The following is a 21,547-nucleotide window of genomic DNA, read 5'->3' on the forward strand; positions in this document are numbered from 1 at the left end:
GATAATATTTTCCAAATGAAAAAAAATTGTGAATTCCGCATTTGACGGATATTTTTCACGGTAGTTCTACTCAGTTAAAAACTTGCTTTTTTGCTGGTTTCGCCCTTCTCTCAAGGTGATCAGTAAAATATTTACGGTGATGATTTATAAAGTCTGAAATCTTTTTATTGAATAATATCATCATTCAGTTGCGCCGAAGCAATTTTTGTGTTTTATCCAATTCTTTCAAATAATTCACTAATACCGTAACCCAGTGAAATAAAAACAATTAGATGTTAATTTTAAAAGAAAAAATCATCATTAATGAAAAAAAGCGTTTAACTTTATACACAAATACACGATCATGAAAATAAAAATTTATTCTTTGATTATCCTGTGCTTTGCAGTTTTTGGATATTCGCAGACGATGAATGTGAAACAGCAGCGCAAGACACTACAGAAGCAGTACGCTAAATTTGAGAAAAACCTGAAAAAAGTCCATGCTCAGAAAGATGGTATCCCACCAAACGAGTACAACGAGCAGGATTTTAAATTCACCATGAACCCGGAAACCGGTCAGCCGGAATTTTACAAGTTAACCGCACTGAAAAAAGATCTGGATGCCGGAAAGTATAAACCTCAACAACCGCTTTCCTTACTCGCAAACATAGGAGGAAATACCAAAAATATTATCGGTGAACCGTGGACCGAAAGAGGACCATACTCGGTAGGCGGCAGAACCCGCGCAATCATGTTCGATCCGAATGATGCATCCGGGAAACGCGTTTTTGCAGGTGGGGTTTCGGGGGGTTTATGGGTGAACAATGATGTGACCAATGCTTCATCGGAATGGACGCCACTCAGCGGAATGTGGTCCAATACTTCAATTTCGTCAATGGCATATGATCCCAATAATCCAAATATTTTCTATATCGGTACCGGTGAATGCGAAACCGGCGATGCAATAGGTTCCGGAATCTGGAAAAGTACCGATGCCGGCGCCACCTGGAGCCATATTTTTGTAATTCCCGTCACTTATAACGGTACCAACCGGAACGGCAATTTTTATATTAATGATGTAGTTGTACGAAACAACAACGGAGTCTCAGAGGTCTATGCCGGTGTAAGTGGCGGAAATATTTCCATCAACTTTAATGATGGTTTTTCCGGTCTGCAACAGGCAGGGTTATATAAATCCGTTGATGGAGGTGCTAACTTCAGCAAGATCAATTCACTTGTTGTTCCCGAAAGTGCAACGCTTGGACTATCAATACAGCAGATTGAAATCGCCGCGGATAATGCACTTTGGGTGTCCACACGAACATCCCGATACTCGTCCGGTGCAAGTTCCGGCGGCAAAATCTACCGCTCAACAGATGGCGTTAACTTCACCAAGATTTACGATGCCAATGTGCCGACTGCCAGAGTACGCTTTGGATTATCGGCCACAAATGGTCAGAAGGCTTATGCATTAATGAGTATTGGCGGTGCAGAACCCGTACGTATTATTAAAACATCAAATGCCGGCACCTCATGGTTATCTACCAACGATTCTTCACCTGCTATAAAATTACCTGTTGACGCAGACACGGGAATTCCTGCAAATGACTTTACCAGAGGACAGGCGTTTTATGATTTGGTGATCATTCCCGATCCGGCCAATGATGAAACCGTGTACACCGGCGGGATCGATCTCTTTAAATCTACTGATGGTGCGGGCAACTGGACGCAGATCAGCAAATGGTCCAACAATAATAATTTGGCATCGCTGGCGGTTTCAATGGTGCATGCGGACCAACACACAATTGCCTTCAACCCTAAGAATTCTGCACAAATGCTTTTTGGAAATGATGGTGGTATTTTCTTCACCGCTAACAACGTTGTACTGAATAATACCTCAGCGATTGCCATGAGAAATACAAGATACAATGTGACGCAATATTACGGCGCCACCTTAAATCCTGCGAAAACTCCTGCCAACGAAGAATTTTTAGCAGGCGCGCAGGACAACGGCACTTCCTTATTTGCCGGCGCACCACTTGCCAATAATTTTTATACCGTTTCTTCCTATTACGGTGGCGACGGCTGCCACACCGAATATGGCAAAACCGGCAATTATAAAATTTTCAGCTATGTTTATAATTATCATTACATCACAGCACCGAACGGAAATAACTATTCGCTGATAACGAACAATCCCGGAAACACCGGATATTTTGTGAATATTCTGGCTCTGGACAGAAACCGTGATGTGTTCTTTTCCACTGTATCAGGCTATACGCTCAACCGTGTGCTGAATGTGAATTCAAACAATGCATACGTGCGATCTACAATCAGCGCAGGTACGCCGGCCAGTGGCGAGGGAATTTCCAAACTTACGGTTTCTCCTTATACCACGACTTCTACTACACTGTTTGCCGGAACAACATTGGGTAAACTTATTAAAATCTCAAATGCGGATACCACGCCCGTCCCGACTCCTGTTTCCACACCCTTCGCCGGTACCGTTTCCGATATTCAGTTTGGTGCCAGTGAAGATGAAATTCTGGTAACCATATCAAATTATGGCGCTACAATGGTGAATGTCTATTATACTTCAGATGGCGGTGCAACCTGGCAGAATAAGGAAGGTAACCTTCCCGATATGCCGGTCAGAGCAATCTTCATGAATCCCAGCAATCCCCTCGAAGTGGTCATCGGCACAGAAATGGGTGTTTGGGGTACAGCAGATTTTACCGCCCCAACACCCACCTGGGCGCAGTTTTCGGGCGCTATAGGCAACACCAGAATTACAAAACTCGACTATCGCCCTGCTACCAAAACCCTGTTGGCAGCTACATACGGGCGTGGTGCCTGGACTTCCACAAACAGCACCTCACCATTGGCAGTAAATGATGCGGCTGCAGCAAAACAAAACTTCAAAGTATATCCCAATCCTTCCAGAGGCAGTGTGTACCTGAAATTCGATAAAGTGAAAATGGGAAATGTAGATGTAAGGCTTTTGGATGCTTCGGGGAAACTGGTATTTACAAAACGGAATGTGAATTCAGATGAAGAGATAATCACCGGCCTGCCAAAAGGCTTTTACGTAATGCAGGTGAATCACGGTACAGAAATTATTTATACTACACCTGTAATGATCCGCTGATGTACTTAAAGATATTTTCACTGAGCCTGATGATCATTTCCTGCAATCCTGCAGTGAAAGGATCATCAGATTCTGCAAAGAATGAGATTGTGCAGAACAAGGCCCTCGATATACTGTCGGCTACCGAAAGCAGTTGGATTGGCGGTGTGGCAGGTGTTCGCGGAAAAATTTACACGGTTCGGATAAAGCGATCTGCTTCCCAAGATTTTACTTTTACCTCATTAAAAACGGCAGACGGTGTAATACCGGTGAACGTGACCTTAAAGAACAATATTTACACTGTCACTGCCCGTACGTCTCCTTCAAATCCCCAGATCAGTGCGGGTGCTGCACCTGGAAGTTTTCCCGGTTCCGGGAACACCAACAAGGCAGTTCTCTACTATCTGGAAGGAACTTCAAAAAACCCAAAACAGCTGATCATTTCGGAGTTTACTAAAATTGGGACTGATTTAAAAGACGGCGACGAACTTATACCCTAATCAACCTTAAAGCGGAGTATATTTTTCCGCTTTTTTTATTTTACGGCATCTTGAAAAAGCTTTATCCTTTAATTTTTATTGCAGTGATCTCAGCAGGATTTTTTACCCTGCCGGCACTTAATGCGTTAAGAGCTGAAATTAAGTACAAAGTCCGAGTCGATATCTTAAACAAAAACTTTAGCCGCAAAGAAATTTTCATTTTTAAAAAGTCAGCGCTAAATCATGCCCGCTGGATTGAAAGCGATGAGTTTATTTTAAAAAACGACATGTTCGACGTGCTGAAAACAGAAGCTTTTCACGGCGAGACCTATATTTATTGCCTCCGGGATGCGAAGGAAAATAACGTAAGAAAGATCCGGGATTTTGTAGCAAATACTTTTAATAATAAACCCGTCAATGCAAAGTTCCATTCCTGCAGGATTTTCACCGCAAAGTCTTTGAACTCAGTTTTTATTAATGAGCCTGAGCTTATAATAAGTTTGCAGACTTTTAGTCAAAAGAAAAAAGAAACGAAGTCTAATTATTTTTCACTCAAAAACCCTTTAGCACCTTCGGATGATATTCCCCCGGAATTTTACTGTTAGAATTAAATACATTAATAACAGTAAAATTTTTGAACCATGAATAAAATATTATGTTTTGTCGCTGTTTTGTTGGCGGCATTTAGCTATGCGCAGGAGCAGGTCATCGATACGGTAGCGATCGCCGGCAGGAGCAAAGTAAAAAAAGAACGCGCGGAATTTAGAAGGCATGCGCAAAGTACAGAAACACTGAGTGAATACGAGCTCAACCGCAATAACCCGGCTTTTGTAGAGCAAAGTCTCAACACGATTCCCGGTGTGCAGGTTGACAAACGCACTCAGCTTGGCGGCCAGCGGGTGGTGGTGCGTGGCTACGGTAACGATCAGAAATTCAATAACTGGGGCACAAAGTTTTACCTCAATTCGGTGCCGCTTACCAATGCTGATGGCGTGACACTTTTGGAGGATATTGATTTTAGCCTGGTGAACAACATTGAAGTGATCAAAGGTCCTGCTGCTACCATGTACGGCGGTGGAGTGGGTGGTGCGGTACGTTTTTACATGCGACCGGAAACACGCAAAGGAGTTACGCTCTCGGAAAAATTTGCTGCCGGTTCTTTCGGGCTTTTGCAGACAAACACGCGTGTAGATGCGGTTGGCGACAGCTATTCGCTCATGCTCAACTACGGTCATTTACAAAGTAACGGTTATCGGCCCCGCGGTAAAAGCCTGAAGAACAATTACGCCTTTATGGGTACTTTTAAACTGAATCCCAAACAGTCGCTGACCGTGTATACAAGTCATAACTTTTCTTATGAAGGCGTGCCGGGACAGATTTCTTACGCAGATTATTATGCGGAGATCGATCCGGGGAATCTTGCCTACGCCAAAAAAAATGCGGGAAATACTTTTGTTTCGGACCGGGTTACGGTTTCACACAACTGGGGTATTCTTCATAATTTGAGTAACACTACTTCTGTTTATTTCTCACATCTTGATGCAAAGCGGGTTGCGGCCGGCGCGTATGAACAGAGCATGAATCCCAATTATGGGTTCCGGTCGGTTTTTAGCCTGAAGAATAAGTTAAGCGCAGACTTTCAAAACGCCGTGGAAACTGGGATTGAATTTACAAATTCACGCGCCCTGGTCACAAATTACAGATTTACAGGGACCAATGATGCTGTGCCCACCCAGGTTCAGGAACTTGCGAAAGGCGGAAGTTATTTTAAGAATTACAATCATCAGCACACCGTTTTTGCCATTGATAAGATTTCTTATGTGCCGTTTGAACTTACATTACTTTTAGGCCTAAGCGGAAATGCCATCGACTACCAAAGAGATGATTTGCTCGCTCTTCCGGGTTTAGTTCCGGGTTACAACAAAGATATGTCCTTTCAGAAAAAGTTTAAAACTGTGTTTACGCCGCATATTGCGCTGCAAAAAACATGGCTGAAGCAGATCTTCAATTTAAGTTACAGCGAAGGTTATAATGCGCCCACATCTTCGACCGCTTTTATAGGTGCTCTTAACCGTGCGAACGATAATTTACTGCCTGAGCGCGCAAAAATGTGGGATCTCAGTGTGCACGGTTTGCTTGACCATACACGTTTGGACTATCAAATCTCCGTATTTAGGATTGATGTAGAGGATAAGCTCACGCAACTTTCGTCCAATGAAAACGGAACAAATTATACATACTGGGCGAATACCGGCCGGCAGAAAAACCAGGGCCTCGAGGCGAGTCTGGGATATGTATTTCGCCCGGAAAAATTCTTCATTACTTCAGTGAGACCTTTTTTTGGGGTTTCTTATTATGACTTCAAGTATGCTGATTTCCAAACTGTACTCGGCGGTAAGTTAACCGATTTTACGCACCGCACGGTTGTCGGCGTACCACGGACCAAGATTGCCGCAGGTCTGGACCTTGAAACGCAGTTCGGTTTTTATCTGATGAATACTTTTTCCTATATGGATGATGTGTATACCGACTTTGCAAATACCAATTCGGTGAAAAGCTTTACACAGCTCAACAGTAAATTCGGATATAAACACGGTTTCGGGCCGTGGGAAATTGATGCGTATGTGGCCGGAAATAATCTCACAAGTCAGATCAATTATACATTTCTGTTTCTGGGAAACAGCATTAATGACAGTGATGCCGGCTCCAATTATCCAGGGGTGAAAACCGATATAAATCCCGGACCTTCAAAAGCCTATTTTTTTGGAGGCCTGAATGTAAAATACCACTTTTGATCTGTGCAAAAAAATAAACCACGGACGCAGAAAGTTAATCTGAAGTCCGTGGTTTTTAATTAAGTGATTCTTGATTTCTCAAAAGGCTAACTTTTTTTAAATGGAATCTTTAAGAGTTTGCATATCGATCACAAAACGGTAGCGTACATCGCTTTTCAACATCCGTTCGTATGCTTCGTTGATGTCCTGCATTTTAATCAGCTCGATCTCCGGCAGAATGTTATGTTCACCACAGAAATCAAGCATTTCCTGGGTTTCCCTGATACCGCCAATTACAGATCCTGCTACAGAACGGCGCCCCAAAATCATTGGTGGAGTGAAGAGCGCGTCATTCATCTGCCCGATATAACCTACCAAAACCAGGGTTCCGCTGATATTTAAAGTTTTAATGTAAGGATTAAGATCATGGTCATAAGGAACAGTATCGATGATCAAATCGAATTTACCGGTTACGGTTTCCATCTCGTTTTCATAAGTTGATATTACAACTGCATCTGCACCCAAATCCAGCGCATCCTGAATTTTATCCGGGCTTCGGGAAAAAAGGGTCACGTGCGCGCCCAGACCTTTGGCAAGTTTTATAGCCATATGTCCCAAACCGCCAAGACCTACAACTGCAACTGTGCTGCCTTCTTTTACATTCCAGTGTTTTAGTGGTGACCAGGTTGTGATGCCCGCGCACAGCAATGGAGCCACCGCCTGCAGATCAAGATTCTCCGGAATTTTCAGACAGAAAGCTTCGGTAACCACCACTTTCTCGGAATAACCGCCAAAAGTGTGTCCCTGCAAATGTTTGTCGGCACCGTTGTAAGTTCCTGTAGAACCGTTCAAACAATACTGTTCCAAATCCTGTCTGCAGCTTTCACATTCCCTGCAGGAATCCACCAGACAGCCAACACCGGCCAGATCTCCGACTTTAAATTTGGTAACTTCGGAACCCACTTTGGTAATCCGGCCTACGATTTCGTGACCCGGAACTGCAGGATATTTTGTACCACCCCAGTCATTTCTCGCCGTGTGCAGGTCACTGTGGCAAACACCACAATATAAAATTTCGATCTCAACATCTGTGGGTGTAACCTCGCGGCGCTCAATCCGCATTTGCTTTAGATCAGCTTCTTTGGATTCGGTTCCGAAAGCTTTTACGTTGAATGTATTCATCTTCTTTATTAAATTTAAATAACAAAGGTAAGTTGTTGCTCAGTGAATTTATGTTAAGAAAGTAATAAATAAAGCCTGACGACGTCGGTGATAAGTCTGGCGATTAAAGAAATTTTCCCCGTAAAAAAAGCACAGTTATTTTAAGTTCAGCACTTCTTGAACAGGTTTTAAATGCTTTTTTTTTTAAAAAGATTTCCCGGCGAACATTTTAATCTTCGGGAACCCAAACCGACACATTTCCGGCCGGCACCGGGAAATTTCCCCAGCCATTTTCATCAATAATTACCTTCTCAGGGAACCAACCGATGAAATCTATAAAATGCTGGCCGGCATATTGTTTCCCTATTTCCATGGGTTTCTCGTAGGCGTCTTTATTACTTAACACTACAGCGCAACCTTTATTATAGCCATCGCCTTCTCTCGTCCAGCCCAGGCAGTTGGCATCTTCGAAATAATCGTTCTGCGTTCCGTAAGCGTAAAGTTGCCGTGCTTTCAAGAGCTCTTCAATCTTTTCCACCTTATCCAGGAATATTTCCTGATCGTGCCCTTCTTTATCCTTATCCGTATAATGTGCACCGAAAAGGTCCGGGTAAAAAACGCACGGATAACCGTTTTCGCGTAACAGGATAAGTGCATATGCCAGGGGTTTGAACCATTTTTCCACCGGAGCCTCCAGTTCCTGCAGCGGTTGAGTATCATGATTGTCAACTACTGTTACAGAAAGCATTGGATTGGCTAAAGTTAAAGTTTCGTCGAAGATCGTTCGGAGATCATACGCCGCGCCCTGGAGTGAGGCCAAATGAAAATTATGCTGGAGCGATGAGTCGAAAAGTGACATTGCACCATCGGTTGCGTCGATATATTTCTGCAGAAGATGAAGTTCACCCGGTGCCCAGTATTCGCCCACGGCAAAAATGTTTTCGCCCGTATTTGCACGCAGGTTGTAAAGCCATTCCTTATAAAATTCCGGTGACTGATGTTTTACCGCATCCAGCCGAACACCCCCGAACTGTAAAGTATCGTGATACCATTTTCCCCATTCGTTGAGTTCTTTTCTTACAAAAGGATTCCGCTGTTCAATATCGTTGTACATGAGATAATCGTAATTCCCCTTTTCATCAGCAATCATTTCTTCCCAGCCTTCGCCATGGTCGTGGATGATCCGAAAAATTCCCGGTTCCTGACCTTCTGCATAATCAACCCCCGAAAAGCACTGGAAATCCCACTTGAAATCAGAATATTTTTCGCCACGGCCCGGAAAGGTGAATTTGGTGTAGGACTCAATCTCAAACGGTTCTGAAATATCTTCCTGTCTGTTTTCCGGATTTACGCGTACCGCCAGGAACTTTTCTTTTTCGTCTCCACCGGCTTTATGATTAAGCACCACGTCTACAATCACCGAGATTCCTTTTTCTTGCAAGGTTTTACCGGCATTTAAATACTGTTCTTTGGTGCCGTATTTTGTTTCTACCGCTCCTTTTTGGTCAAACTCTCCCAAATCAAAAATATCATACGGATCATAACCTACAGAATAACCGCCACCTGCAGCTTTATACGCAGGCGGAAACCAAACGGCAGAAATACCGAGCGATGAAAAGTAATCTGCACAGCCGGCAATTTCATCATATAATTTCGCATTTCCCTCGGAATACCAGTGGAACGCCTGCAGCATTGTTGAATTCATCGTATATTTTTTTGAAGCGTGAAGTTAGCTAATTTTGGTGCAAGATCTGCCAGCTTACCTCTGAAAACAAGCCTGGAACTTTGCTCTAAACCTCTTAAGATGAAAGAATCGGCGCAGTTTTTGTAAATTTTTTTACACACTAAAATCATTTATCATGGACGACAAAAGTAAAAGAGGCGGCCGCGACCGCGCCACCGTAAGCAGCTCCGAAAATTATGAAATTCAGTATTTTAAAGAAAAGATGGGTGTTACTGCTCAGGCCGTAACCGGTGCCATTCGTGCCACGGGTTCCAATGACCGGAAAACGCTGGAAAAGTATCTGAAAGACCGGCATCAGAAATAAAGTCAAAACGGCTTTAAAAAAGATGACAATTTTATAAAAGATTTTTCAAACCAAAAAAAGGGCTGCAGTAAATCGCAGCCCTTTCGGATAACACTAAAAACAACTAATTATTTATTTGCAACTACATGCAGTTCCAAATCAATTTCCTGAGAGATCATCCAGTCTTTGGGGTCACCTTCAGCACCATACGCCAAGCCCCAGTCCTGTCTGTTAATTGTGAATTTCGAGAATAGGCTGATCTGTTTATCGGTCACTTCAACTTTTGCAGGAAAAGTCACGTTTACTTTTTTGTCTTTAATGGTCAGGTTTCCGCTTAAGGTCTTGTTGGCGCCAGCAGTCTTGGTTTCAGTTCCCGGTGCGAGGTCTGTCACTTTAGTGATTTCAAATTTTACTTCCGGATATTTTTCTGCGTCGAAAAAGTCTGCGCTTTTCAAATGTGCATCCAGATCAGCAGAGGTTTTACCATCTGTGATTGAAGGGTCTACCGCAGCAGGGTCGGTAACCAAAGTGCTGACTTCTGATTTTAAATTACCCGCCGTCAGGTTCCCGTTATCCGCAGAAAGCGTTCCTGTAGTTTTCATGATTCCAAAACGGGGATTCAAACCGCCTTTGTGGTAAGCTGTCCACTTAACAACTGTGCTGTCGGTATTTATAGCGAAAGTTTCACCCTGATGCGCGGCTGCCAGCTGTTCTGTTGCAGTGGTAGCAGTGTCGGTTGTGGATTCTTTACACGATACGATAAATAAGGAGGCAGCCAGTGCCATCACAGATAATTTTTTCATTTCTAATTTTTTGTTAATTTTTTAATGCCGCAAAAATAGGGCGTTTTGCGCGCTGTAAAATTGATGTATGTTAAGAAGTACGGTTTTAAAAAGAAATTAAAGAAATTCCTCGAACGGAATTTTCAACTGTACAGAAACCTGTTTTTTTTCCTGCGTGTTAAGATTGGAAAGTGAAAGCCCCAGCAACCGGATCGGTTTATCGAAAGGGCGGAGTTCCCAGAGCTGCCGTGCAATATTTAAATATTCTGTAGCGCCCGTGTAATATGTTTCCTGAGTTCGGCTGCGTGTAAAGACCGAAAAATCTTTGTATTTGATTTTCAGAGTCAATGATTTTCCTTTAATGTCTTTTTTCTGAAGTCGGGTTTCAAGTTCTTCGCTAAGGGTTTTCAGTTGGTCAAAGACAGCAGCTTCGTCCAGAAGATTTTCCCAAAACGTTTCCTCTACTGCCACACTTTTCTGTATACGGTGCGGTTTTACTTCACTCTGATGAATGCCGCGTACCACGTTGTAATAATAACCGCCCGATTTTCCGAAAAGCTGCAGCAGTTCTTCCAGGGATTTTTTCTTTAAGTCCAGGCCTTTATAAATATGCAGTTCGTGCATTTTGTTGGCTGTTACTTTCCCGATGCCGTAGAATTTCTCGATCGGAAGCTGTTCCATAAAATCCAGGATCTGCGTGGGATGAATTGTTTTCTGCCCGTTGGGCTTATTGTAGTCCGAGGCCACTTTAGCAAGAAATTTATTTACCGAGATTCCCGCCGAAGCAGTTAAACCAGTTTCCTGAAAGATTTTCTCGCGGATCTCACGCGCAATATCATTGGCTGATTCAATTCCTTTTTTGTTTTCAGTCACATCCAGATAAGCTTCATCCAGCGAAAGCGGTTCTACAAGATCTGTATACTGATAAAAAATTTCTCGTATCTGCTGGGAAATTTCTTTGTAACGTGCAAAGCGCGGTTTTACGACGATCAGATGCGGGCATTTTTCCAGAGCCAACCTGCCGGGCATTGCCGACCGAACGCCAAATTTCCGGGCTTCATAACTTGCTGCCGCCACCACGCCATACTGTCCGCCACCCACCGCCAGAGGTTTGCCGCGGAGTTCCGGTCGGTCATGCTGTTCCACAGAGGCATAAAATGCATCCATATCTACATGAATAATTTTCCGCTGAATTTCCACAGGGCAAAAGTATAAAAACTCGTGAGGAATATTTAACTGTAAATATGACTGAAGTTGAAAAAAACACGCAGGCTTTCCGTTTGAAGCCGTTTAAAATTCATTGAAATAATTTCTAACTTTGATCCACACAAATTTAAAATGATGAAAAATCACATTCTCTTTATAATGGCACTACTTTCGGGTTTCTGTAACGCTCAACGACCTGAAGTTGAAATGTTCAGCAGGACTGCGAAAGCGGCAGCGCAATATGTGCCGGATACTACAGCAGTTCCCAACGATAAACTTACGGCGGAAATCCGAAGACTTCGGGAAGCAAAAGGCGGATTCAACATTCAGGAAGCGGTACTTTTTAAAATTAAAGAAGATAAAGAGATCACCAGCGCGGAAAAGGAAAAGATGCAGCAGTTTTTTACAGCCGGTACTGGTGCAAGGGCTTTGGAAAATGCCGTGATCCACATTTATAGAAATCACTTTACCCTGCAGGAAATCAAACAGCTTACTCGCTTTTACAGTTCGCCGGCAGGACAGAAACTGAGCGTAAACTTACCGCTGATCATGCTGGAATCCTTAAAAGCAGCTGAAATCATTAGTAAAAACCATAAAGGTGTAAAATGACGGCTGAGGTTTCACAGTTCAGCTGGTTTTTCCAGGTATATTAAAGAGGCCTGAATTATTTAATAAAATAGGTTGTAAATTCGCAGTGCACAAACCAAAAAATAATTTTATGGCAGACGATAAATTAGCCGTACTCATAGATGCAGACAATGTTCCGTACAGGAATGTAAAGGAAATGCTGGAGGAGATTTCCCGGAACGGAACCCCGACCATCAAAAGAATTTATGCCGACTGGACCAAACCTACGGTTTCCGGATGGAAAAATGTGCTGCTGGAGAATGCCATTACACCGATCCAGCAATATAGTTATACCACAGGTAAGAATTCCAGCGACAGCGCTTTGATCATCGACGCTATGGACATTTTGTATTCCCAAAAAGTTAATGGTTTCTGCATCGTGTCCAGCGACAGCGATTTTACCAGACTGGCAACACGACTTCGGGAGGCCGGAATGACCGTTATAGGATTTGGCGAAAAGAAAACCCCGAAACCCTTCATTTCTGCCTGTGATAAATTTATTTACCTGGAAATCCTGAACGATACCGAGGATGCTGATAATTCAGAAGAGCCGGAAAATCCGGTCAGGAAAAAGACCGAAAAACCGAAATCCAAAAAAGAACCGATCAGTAAAGTAGATTCGCGCACCATCAGACTTATCACCGAAAGCATCAATGATCTGGGTGATGAAGACGGCTGGACTTTCCTTGGAAACCTCGGAAACTTCATACTGAAAAAGAAACCTGATTTCGATCCCCGGAATTTCGGTTTTGTAAAGCTTTTGCCTTTAATAAAAAGTATCGGAAAAATTGAGATCGACGAAAGGGAAACTGGCGTAAATAATATCCGCCATATTTATGTGAAAGTGAAGTAAGACCTTAAATATTCCCGTCTGTATCCATAAAAAAAACGCATCCAAAAGGTGCGTTTTTTTGGATTGATTTTACAGATCAGGAATTGTAATTTTTCACCAGGCCTGTGACAATTTTTATAACTTTTGGCATGGCTTTATTGGCCGCCTGCAAAACTTCCTCGTGGGAAACGGTGTACGCAATATCCGGTCCGCCTACATCGGTGATGATCGAAATCCCGAAACAGTCCATTCCCTGGTGTTTGGCTACAATAACTTCCGGTACGGTGCTCATTCCCACAGCGTCGCCGCCGATCGCTTTGATCATTCCGTACTCGGCGGGCGTTTCAAATGTCGGCCCCTGAAGTGCCACGTAGCAGCCCTGATGTGCGGTGATTCCCTCTTCTTCAGCAACCATGGCCGCTATTTCGATCATTTTCCTGCTGTAAGGTTCACTCATATCTACAAACCTCGGTCCCAGTTCCTCCAGATTCTGCCCGCGAAGCGGGTGCTCCGGCATCATGTTGATATGATCGTTGATGATCATCACGTCTGCCACATGAAACGCAGGGTTTACGCCGCCGGAAGCATTGGAAAGTATGAGGTTTTTAATTCCTAAAAGATGGAAAACGCGTATCGGGAAAACTACGGTCTGCATATCGTGACCTTCGTAATAGTGAAACCGGCCGCTCATCATCAGGACTTTTTTGCCCTGCAGCGTTCCGTAGATCAGTTTACCGCCATGCCCAACTACGGTAGTTTGCGGAAAGTTCGGAATCTCATGATATTCTAAAGTGTGGATTGCCTCGACCTCCTCTTTTAAAGCACCCAGACCGGAACCCAGGATGATTGCAAAATCGGGGGTTTCCAGAATAATGTTTTTAATGAAGGCTGCAGTCTCTTTAATTTTTGCTAACATAATTAAGAATAGTTTTATTAAACTCCTCCTTTTGATCAATGAGGACGTTAATCGGCCAGTAGTAAACAATATCCCGAAGATAATCAAAAGTTTTCAGGCGCACGTAATCCTTTTCGGTGGTAAGAATAAGTTTGTATTCACCAAGTTTTCTGTATTCCGCCGTAATATTTTTAATGTCGTCTTCGGTGAAATTATGGTGGTCTTTAAATTTTAAATGTTTCACGCGCTGCGAAAATTTCGCCAGATGCTGAATTAAAGGTTTTGGATTTGCAATTCCTGTGATGAGCAGTATATCGTAATAACTCAGGTTATTATCCGGCAGAAATTCATCTTTAGAATAAATGTTTTCATCATATCTGATACTGGAGAAAAATACCTTCTGGCCGTGCTGCGGTTTGATCCGCGAGATGCAGTACTGTTTTTTTTCTTCGGTAAGGTCATCGGGACATTTTGATACCATGATGATCTGTGCACGCTGCGCACCGTTTCGGCTTTCCCGCAGATCGCCTGCAGGCAACAGAAAATCCTTGAAATAAGGATCATTGTAATCGGTCATCAGAATATTGAAACCTGCTTTTATTTTTCGGTGTTGGTAGGCATCATCCAATACAAGAACATCCAGGTCCATGTCTTCGATCATTTTTTTTGCACCTGGCACACGGTCTTCGCATACGCCGATTACAAAACGGTTCCGAAAGCGCTCAAAAAGCTGCATCGCCTCGTCGCCCACCGTTTTATAATTGCTGTCGTAATTGGTGATGCCGTAACCTTTGGTCAGTCTGCCGTAACCGCGGGACAGCACACCGGTGCGGTAATGGGTAGACAGAAAATCCGCAAGATACATAACCATCGGTGATTTGCCGCTGCCGCCCACAGAAAGATTCCCGACATTGATGATCGGTGTTTTGAAGCGGGTTGATTTAGATATTCCCCAATCATACATTAAGTTCCGCACACCGGTCACTAAATGATAACCAAGAGAAAAAGGGTAGAGATACCATCTTTTCATAGCCCGCAAAAATACGGATTTTTAGCACGGTGCAAAATACGCCGGCCAGCTATTTTCGCAGAAAAGTTTGGGCAGTTTTCCATCGGAGAATATTTGGACGCATTCCGGGGAGTATTAAACATTTTGTCTAAATTTGCGCTACTAGTTTTCCAGTGTATGAAAAAGACAAATGTAGCCGTGGTGATGGGCGGTTATTCAGATGAATACAAAGTTTCACTTAAAAGCGGACAGTTGATCTTTGATTCGCTGGACCGTGAGAAATACAATGTGTACAAAGTCATCATTCTGAAAGAAGAATGGTATTTTCTGGATGACAGAGGTGAAAAAGCCGCCATCAACCGCGCGGATTTTTCAGTGAATCTAAGCAGTGGTTTCGATGTAAAGTTTGATGTCTGCTTTAATATCATTCACGGGAAACCTGGTGAGAATGGTGAATTACAGGCGTATTGGGACACGATCGGCCAGAAATATACAGGTTGCGGATTTTACCAGAGCGCACTTACATTTAATAAAAAAGATACACTCGCGGTACTTTCCAAATATAATATTCCTGCCGCAAAAAGTGTCTATTTGAGGAACGGTGAAAGCTATAACGAAGCGCAGATCATTGCAGACCTGGGCCTACCTTTATTTGTAAAGCCCAACCAGTCCGGATCTTCGCTCGGTATTACCAAAGTAAAGGATAAAGAAGATTTTCAACGCGCTGTGGCATTTGCTTTTGCAGAAGATGACCAGATCCTGATCGAAAGTTTTCTAGATGGTATGGAAGTTTCCGTGGGAGTTTTGGATTATAAAGGCGAAACCCTGGTTTTGGGAATCACCGAAATAGTGCCCGATAATGATTTTTTCGATTACGAAGCCAAATACGAAGGTGCCTCGCAGGAAATTACACCCGCAAGAATTGATGACGCAACACGTTTGAAAGTAGAAGAAATTGCGAAGCGCGCCTACGATTCATTAGGAATGAGCGGTTTTTCGAGAAGTGAATTCATTATTATGAACGGCACGCCATTTATGCTGGAAATGAATACAAACCCCGGTTTTTCACCAGCATCCATTCTGCCGCAGCAGGCCGCTCACTACGGTACCTCTATAAAAGACCTCTGTGGAAATGAAGTGGAAAAAGCGTTAGCCAAAACATTAAAATAAAAAGTAGATTTTACTTTGAAAAAATCCAAGAATTGAGATCCAAAATCTAAATTAAATTATGAAAATCGCAGTTTTTCCAGGTTCCTTTGATCCGATTACGCTCGGCCATTTCGATATCGTAGAAAGGGCGACACCGCTTTTCGATAAGATCATCATTGCGATCGGGCAGAATTCCCAGAAAAAATATATGTTTTCACTGGAGCAGCGTATGGATTTCATCCGCAGGACTTTTAAAGATTTCCCTAATGTAGAAGTTGATCATTTCGAAGGATTGACCATCGATTACTGCCACAGCAAAAAAGTAAGTTTTATACTTCGCGGTCTGCGTAATCCCGCCGATTTCGAATTCGAAAAAGCCATTGCCCAAACCAACCGTGAGCTTACGCAGGACAATAAAATTGAAACCATATTTTTACTGACTTCGGCCAGCAAGTCATTTATAAGTTCAAGCATTGTGCGGGAAATACTGACTTTCGGCGGCCATTACGAACTTCTTGTACCGGAGGCGGTGCGGGTTGCTGCTAAAAAACAGGGATTTTGATCATACACGAGAATTTAAATTTCATCATTGAGCTTTTGGGGACAATTGCTTTCGCCATGTCGGGCAGTTTTGCCGCGATGCAGAAACGTTTGGATCCCTTCGGTGTGCTGATCATTGCATTTGTAACTTCTGTGGGCGGCGGAACCGTGCGCGATGTTTTGCTGGATGTTCCCGTTTTCTGGATGCGCGACCTTGTGATGTGTACCGTGATTTTCATTACCTGTATTCTCGCGATGATCTTCAAATCCCTGGAAAAGAAATTCCGTGTCACCTTATTTGTTTTCGACAGTTTCGGGCTCGGGCTTTTTACAATCGTCGGTATACAGAAGGGCTTAAGTGCAGAACTTCATCCTTTGATCTGCCTTACGCTGGGAACGATAACAGGCTGTTTTGGTGGGATTATCCGCGATATACTGCTGAACAGAATTCCGCTCATTTTCAGGAAAGAGATCTACGCTACGGCCTGCCTGCTCGGCGGAACCGTGTTTATGCTGCTTGTAAAATACAGCAGTTTCACGTACACTTTTGTACAGATTTCCACCATTCTGCTGATCGTGTTCATCCGCACGCTCGCTGTAAAATACCAGTGGCAGATTCCCAAATTTTATGGTACAGACCAGACTTCGGAAATGTAAGAAGCGCTTAATTGTTTTTATTAATGATTTTGCGTTGCAATACGGCAGCAAAGATCCGGCGGCTTCAATCCTTTAGAAAGATCTTCCGCGCTGGCGCATATTTGGATTATGCATGTGTTTCTGCATTGACGGCATTTTCAGCTGGTCTTTCATCATTTTGATCTGGTCGGTCATCATACCGGCAGTATCCAGCCGTTTAGCTTCCTCCAGCAGTTTTGTGGCTTCCTGTCGCCGGCCTTTCTGCATGGCACCTGCAGCAATATTTAACGTGGCCATGGCGCGGTCATGTTTCATATTCAGACCAAACTCCAGGGCTTTTTTCATCAAAGGTTCCACTTTTGCGGGATTTTCCTGAGCAAGTGTCAGACCCTGCAAATAATGAAAATAACCATATTGTGATTTGTGCAGCTGACTTTCGTAGTTGGTAATTTTTGTTAACCAGCTTTGGGCTTTTTCAATATTCTGTTTTCTTAAAAACCAAAAAGACATAAGTATAAACTCATTTTTAAAGAAAAGGAAAATCGGGATTGCCGAAAGTACAACCACTACGATTCCCCAACCGATATTCCTGTTCATCATCAGATAAATTCCGGCAGCGATCATAATTGCCGCGATTACAAATTTTATGTATTTATTCATTGTTAAATTTTAGAAGGGCAAAGATATTAATTTGCGGTCACGCAGGAAAACGGGTGGCCGGAAGTTTACAGCTTTTCTTTCCGCTCAAAGGTTTGAAAGCAGAAATCATATTCATTTTGGTCGTCCTTACCGTGACATTCTTCCTGGATTTTTACCCAGATTTTTCCGTCGATTTTCGGAAAGAATACGTCGGCTTCAAGTTTAGCGTTTACCTGCGTTACTTCCAATCTGTCGGCGAGATCAATGGTTTGTTGATAAATATTTCCCCCGCCGATAATGAAAATGTTTTCATCGATCTTCTTTGCGAATTTTATGGCTTCCTTTAAACTGCCTACGATCAGAATTCCCTCTTCAAAATAGTTTTCCTTTCTGCTGACTATAATATTGGTGCGGTTTGGCAATGGCTTACCAATGCTTTCATAAGTTTTACGGCCCATAATGATCGGGTGGCCGGTCGTGATTTCTTTGAAACGTTTTAAATCTTTGGGCAGGTGCCAAAGCAATTCATTTTTAGCGCCTATTTCATTATTGAGGCCCATTGCCACGACAATTGTGATCATTTTCTGGTAATTTTTACAAATTTAGCACTTAATTTGTATATTTGGGTAGCGAATTTAAACACTAAAAATAATAAACTATGAGAAACAGAGGGTGTATGAGCGCCGGAACCATCGGTATTGCTCTTCTCGTCATTGCCGCTGTGCTCTTCTTTTGGGGTAAGAACGGATACAACAGTTTTACTACAAAAGAGCAGACAGTAAGTGCCAAATGGTCGAATGTAGAAACTGTGTACCAAAAGCGGGCAAACCTGATTCCCAACCTGGAAAGGACGGTAAAATCCTATTCCCAGTTCGAACAGGAAACATTGACTAAAGTGGTTGAAGCACGTTCAAAAGCAACTTCGATCAATGTGGATCCCACGAATATGACCGAAGCAGATATGGCCAAATTTCAGGCTGCACAGGGCGAGCTAACCGGCGCATTGAGCAGATTAATGGCGGTTGTAGAAAGCTATCCTAATTTAAAAGCGGATCAGCAGTACATTAATTTCCAGCGGGAATATACGGCAATTGAAAACAGCATACGGAGTGAAACAGTTTATTATAATGAAGCTGCGCAGGATTACAACACTTCTATAAAAACATTCCCGAACAATATCCTGGCGAATTTTACCAACTTCAAAGAAAAACCTTATTTCAAAGCAGACGCGGGCGCGCAAAAAGCTCCTGATGTCTTTACAAATTAATGAGCACTTATCTTACAAATATTCAAATGGCTTCCCTTGTGGAAGCCATTCAAACAGCAGAAGACCATTCGACCGGCGAGATCAGGATCCATATAGATTCCAATACCGAAGGCCGGAATGCAGAAATTGCGTTTGAAGTTTTCCGCACACTTTGCAAAGACAAAACAGCGGCAAAGAATGCTGTGCTTTTCCATGTGAATTTTGAACAGAAATATCTTACCATAATTGGTGATGAAGGTATTCACGAAAAAGTGAGCCAACGTTTCTGGGACCGCATGCACGACAAAATTACCTCGGAATTTGCAAAAGGAAATTACCATGAAGGTTTGCGGAATGCCGTGCTGCAGACCGGATTAGAACTTAAAAAATATTTTCCCGTAACAGGAGAAAACCCGAATGAACTTCCCAATGAGATTACTTTCTCTTAAAAACCTTTTATTGTGCCTGTTTCTGGGTTTTAACATTGTTGTTTCTGCCCAAAAGATTCCTGCAAAGCCGGCGGTATTATATCCTGTGTACGACGAAGTTGGACTTCTGACGAAATCCGAGAAAGACCAGCTTAACCAAAAGCTTATTAAATTTTCAGATTCTACATCCACGGAGATCGAAGTTATCATCATTCCGACTACAGGTGGTGAAGATGTAAATTATCTTGCAACGATGTACGGTGAGAAATGGGGAATCGGGCAGAAAGGCGTGGATAACGGAATTGTTTTCCTTATCGCGACAGAAGACCGGAAATTCGCCATACAGCAGGGCCGCGCTGTGGAGCAGTATCTTACGGCTTCAGTTGCCGGTCAGATTCTGGATTATATCGTGACGCCTAATTTCAAGCAGGGCTTGTGGTACGAAGGAATCAACAGAGGAACCACCGCGCTTATGGAAGCGGTGCAGGGCAAGTTCAAGCCTCTGATCAAAAACACCAGTAACAGCGAGGGCATTAGTCCATTTCGGCTGCTGATCATTTCATTTTTTGTTTTGATGATTTTAAGTTTTCTGTTCAAAAACCGCGGTGGCGGCGGAAACAATGACGATGATGATGATGAAATGCTCTCAGGACGGGGTAGACGAACGTATCCGGGAGGTTTTTTCCCGTTTCCGGGAAGTTTTGGCGGCGGCGGCTTTGGTCGGGGTGGCGGCTTCGGCGGAGGTGGCGGCGGCGGTTTTGGCGGTTTCGGTGGTGGTGGCAGTTTTGGCGGCGGCGGTGCATCTGGCGGCTGGTAGAATGAACTTGAAATCTTAGCAATAATTCTGCTTGCCGAAATACCGAATCCTGGAATTACAGTTTCAGAATTCGAGTTTTTTTTGAAAAAAAGTATTTGTAAAGTTTTTAAAGAAATACAGATTCACAATAAAAATTCAGCGGAGAAATATCTTCGCTGAATTTATTTTTAAAGAGTATAAGAGTTTGAAACTGCGTGTGCCAGTTATCCTTGAGCGAATACAGAACCTTTCAACATATAGTTTTCTTGTTTTTTTAAAATTTGGATATTTTTTGACTGGAGATTCTAAATCCTATGCTTTTCTTTTGATGAAACCGCTTCCTATGGATTGCGGTGGTACTTTTTATTTAATAGTCACGCTTCCGCCACTGCTTTCCTTTTTGGCCAAAATATTCAAATTCCCTTTTTTGATGACCATAATACTGCCGGAGGAGCTTGCCGCCGCATTTAACCGATCACTCACCGAAATACTGATATCGCCACTGCTCGAAGCTTTGGCTTCTGCGTTTTGCGTTACAACTTTTTGTGCATTGAGCGTTCCCGAGGAGGAAGCGTCTAAATCTGCATTTTGCGATTTGCCGGAAATGTTGATATCGCCAGAAGACGATACTTCAGCCTTTAAATTAACCGCCCAAATTTTTGCCGTAAAGTTTGCCGAACTGGAAACCTGAACCGAAATGTCATTAGCTTCCAGATCGCCGGAGATTTCAGCGGAACTCGATACTTTTACATCTGTCCGCTCCTGCGTAAATTTATCCAAAACTTTAATCCGTGCTGAGGAACTCGCCTCCAGGGCCGAAAAATCTTTAGCAAAAATCTTTACCGCTACGTTGCGCGCAGAAATATTCATATTGGGCTTAAAGTGAATAAAGAGTTTGCCCCCATTATTATCCACCAGGATCTCATCAATAATATCGGCGGGCGCGGTTACAACTACCTTTTCCTCATTTGCTTTTACGATCTGCGCGTTGATGGACTGTGCGACTTTAATTTCGTCAAAATCCATTTTAAACTGTTTTGTTTTCACAGGTCCACTTCCTTCTTTTGGCGTTAAATTAAATGAAAACCCGTTATCGGATTTTACATTGCAGGACAAAAGCAGGGCTGTCGCAGCGGCGGTCAGGAGTAGAGATCTCATAGGTTCAGTTTTATTTTGGTTAAATTTAATACCTTTACCTTAAATAACAATTTCAAC

General features: G+C 43.0%; 21 protein-coding genes. 12 read left to right on the top strand and 9 right to left on the bottom strand.

Annotated elements, in window-relative coordinates:
• Positions 1-343: 343 nt before the first annotated feature.
• From H562_RS0106180 to H562_RS0106195, 3 genes are all read left to right on the top strand, one after another.
• Entirely contained in the window at positions 344-3,127 is a 2,784-nt protein-coding gene (locus tag H562_RS0106180; protein ID WP_027376703.1) for a T9SS type A sorting domain-containing protein, read from the top strand.
• On the top strand, positions 3,127-3,606 hold the full coding sequence (locus H562_RS0106185) for a hypothetical protein (RefSeq protein WP_027376704.1): 480 nt from the start codon (positions 3,127-3,129) through the stop codon (positions 3,604-3,606). Before H562_RS0106180 ends, H562_RS0106185 begins: the two co-directional genes overlap by 1 nt.
• 620 nt (positions 3,607-4,226) lie before the next feature.
• The gene (locus H562_RS0106195) at positions 4,227-6,380 is read left to right on the top strand and encodes a TonB-dependent receptor (protein ID WP_027376706.1); all 2,154 of its coding nucleotides are present in this window, start codon (positions 4,227-4,229) and stop codon (positions 6,378-6,380) included.
• A gap of 96 nt (positions 6,381-6,476) precedes the next feature.
• On the opposite strand, the gene H562_RS0106200 is transcribed toward H562_RS0106195, so the two are convergent.
• Both H562_RS0106200 and H562_RS0106205 read right to left on the bottom strand, forming a co-directional pair.
• Positions 6,477-7,541: an NAD(P)-dependent alcohol dehydrogenase gene (locus H562_RS0106200; RefSeq protein ID WP_027376707.1), complete on the bottom strand. Its 1,065-nt coding sequence runs from the start codon at positions 7,539-7,541 to the stop codon at positions 6,477-6,479.
• Between the two features lie 208 nt (positions 7,542-7,749).
• Complete coding sequence (locus H562_RS0106205; RefSeq protein WP_027376708.1) at positions 7,750-9,225, bottom strand: alpha-amylase; 1,476 nt, start codon at positions 9,223-9,225, stop codon at positions 7,750-7,752.
• Positions 9,226-9,379: 154 nt separating this feature from the next.
• Between H562_RS0106205 and H562_RS0106215 the strand changes: the two genes are divergently transcribed.
• The gene (locus tag H562_RS0106215; RefSeq protein WP_219729257.1) at positions 9,380-9,568 is read left to right on the top strand and encodes a DUF3606 domain-containing protein; all 189 of its coding nucleotides are present in this window, start codon (positions 9,380-9,382) and stop codon (positions 9,566-9,568) included.
• Positions 9,569-9,675: 107 nt separating this feature from the next.
• Here the strand turns inward: H562_RS0106215 and H562_RS0106220 are convergent, their stop codons facing one another.
• Complete coding sequence (locus H562_RS0106220; RefSeq protein ID WP_027376710.1) at positions 9,676-10,350, bottom strand: YceI family protein; 675 nt, start codon at positions 10,348-10,350, stop codon at positions 9,676-9,678.
• Between the two features lie 96 nt (positions 10,351-10,446).
• Positions 10,447-11,496, bottom strand: coding sequence for a DNA polymerase IV (dinB, locus tag H562_RS0106225; protein ID WP_051190433.1), 1,050 nt, complete (start codon positions 11,494-11,496; stop codon positions 10,447-10,449).
• Between the two features lie 174 nt (positions 11,497-11,670).
• Between dinB and H562_RS0106230 the strand changes: the two genes are divergently transcribed.
• A complete protein-coding gene (locus tag H562_RS0106230; RefSeq protein WP_169463264.1) occupies positions 11,671-12,144 on the top strand; it encodes a DUF2059 domain-containing protein in 474 nt (157 codons plus the stop codon).
• A 109-nt stretch (positions 12,145-12,253) separates the two neighbouring features.
• Positions 12,254-13,015 (top strand): NYN domain-containing protein, encoded by a 762-nt coding sequence (locus tag H562_RS0106235; protein WP_027376713.1) that lies wholly within the window; start codon positions 12,254-12,256, stop codon positions 13,013-13,015.
• Positions 13,016-13,091: 76 nt separating this feature from the next.
• On the opposite strand, the gene H562_RS0106240 is transcribed toward H562_RS0106235, so the two are convergent.
• Both H562_RS0106240 and lpxK read right to left on the bottom strand, forming a co-directional pair.
• Entirely contained in the window at positions 13,092-13,910 is an 819-nt protein-coding gene (locus H562_RS0106240) for a purine-nucleoside phosphorylase (protein ID WP_027376714.1), read from the bottom strand.
• The gene (gene lpxK, locus H562_RS0106245; RefSeq protein ID WP_027376715.1) at positions 13,894-14,919 is read right to left on the bottom strand and encodes a tetraacyldisaccharide 4'-kinase; all 1,026 of its coding nucleotides are present in this window, start codon (positions 14,917-14,919) and stop codon (positions 13,894-13,896) included. The genes H562_RS0106240 and lpxK overlap by 17 nt, the downstream gene beginning before the upstream one ends.
• Positions 14,920-15,075: 156 nt before the next feature.
• Between lpxK and H562_RS0106250 the strand changes: the two genes are divergently transcribed.
• From H562_RS0106250 to H562_RS0106260, 3 genes are read left to right on the top strand one after another with little or no spacing between them, the layout of a single operon-like run.
• On the top strand, positions 15,076-16,068 hold the full coding sequence (locus tag H562_RS0106250) for a D-alanine--D-alanine ligase (RefSeq protein WP_027376716.1): 993 nt from the start codon (positions 15,076-15,078) through the stop codon (positions 16,066-16,068).
• A 58-nt stretch (positions 16,069-16,126) separates the two neighbouring features.
• Positions 16,127-16,609, top strand: coding sequence for a pantetheine-phosphate adenylyltransferase (coaD, locus tag H562_RS0106255; RefSeq protein ID WP_027376717.1), 483 nt, complete (start codon positions 16,127-16,129; stop codon positions 16,607-16,609).
• 2 nt (positions 16,610-16,611) lie between these two features.
• Positions 16,612-17,244: a trimeric intracellular cation channel family protein gene (locus H562_RS0106260; protein WP_027376718.1), complete on the top strand. Its 633-nt coding sequence runs from the start codon at positions 16,612-16,614 to the stop codon at positions 17,242-17,244.
• Positions 17,245-17,316: 72 nt separating this feature from the next.
• Here the strand turns inward: H562_RS0106260 and H562_RS0106265 are convergent, their stop codons facing one another.
• Complete coding sequence (locus H562_RS0106265; RefSeq protein WP_027376719.1) at positions 17,317-17,883, bottom strand: hypothetical protein; 567 nt, start codon at positions 17,881-17,883, stop codon at positions 17,317-17,319.
• 65 nt (positions 17,884-17,948) lie between these two features.
• The gene (locus H562_RS0106270) at positions 17,949-18,443 is read right to left on the bottom strand and encodes a dihydrofolate reductase (protein WP_027376720.1); all 495 of its coding nucleotides are present in this window, start codon (positions 18,441-18,443) and stop codon (positions 17,949-17,951) included.
• Positions 18,444-18,520: 77 nt separating this feature from the next.
• Here H562_RS0106270 and H562_RS0106275 point away from each other — a divergent pair, with 77 nt between their 5' ends.
• Genes H562_RS0106275 through H562_RS0106285 form a run of 3 tightly spaced genes read left to right on the top strand, consistent with a single transcriptional unit; the run spans position 18,521 to position 20,353 of the window.
• A complete protein-coding gene (locus H562_RS0106275) occupies positions 18,521-19,129 on the top strand; it encodes a LemA family protein (RefSeq protein WP_027376721.1) in 609 nt (202 codons plus the stop codon).
• Positions 19,129-19,557, top strand: a complete 429-nt coding sequence (locus H562_RS0106280) for a TPM domain-containing protein (protein ID WP_027376722.1) — start codon at positions 19,129-19,131, stop codon at positions 19,555-19,557. The genes H562_RS0106275 and H562_RS0106280 overlap by 1 nt, the downstream gene beginning before the upstream one ends.
• Complete coding sequence (locus H562_RS0106285) at positions 19,538-20,353, top strand: TPM domain-containing protein (RefSeq protein ID WP_027376723.1); 816 nt, start codon at positions 19,538-19,540, stop codon at positions 20,351-20,353. The genes H562_RS0106280 and H562_RS0106285 overlap by 20 nt, the downstream gene beginning before the upstream one ends.
• A gap of 342 nt (positions 20,354-20,695) precedes the next feature.
• Here H562_RS0106285 and H562_RS0106290 read toward each other — a convergent pair whose 3' ends face one another.
• Positions 20,696-21,490, bottom strand: coding sequence for a head GIN domain-containing protein (locus tag H562_RS0106290; RefSeq protein ID WP_027376724.1), 795 nt, complete (start codon positions 21,488-21,490; stop codon positions 20,696-20,698).
• Positions 21,491-21,547 lie beyond the last annotated feature (57 nt).

Source organism: Kaistella palustris DSM 21579 (genome assembly GCF_000422265.1).
GTDB lineage: Bacteria > Bacteroidota > Bacteroidia > Flavobacteriales > Weeksellaceae > Kaistella > Kaistella palustris.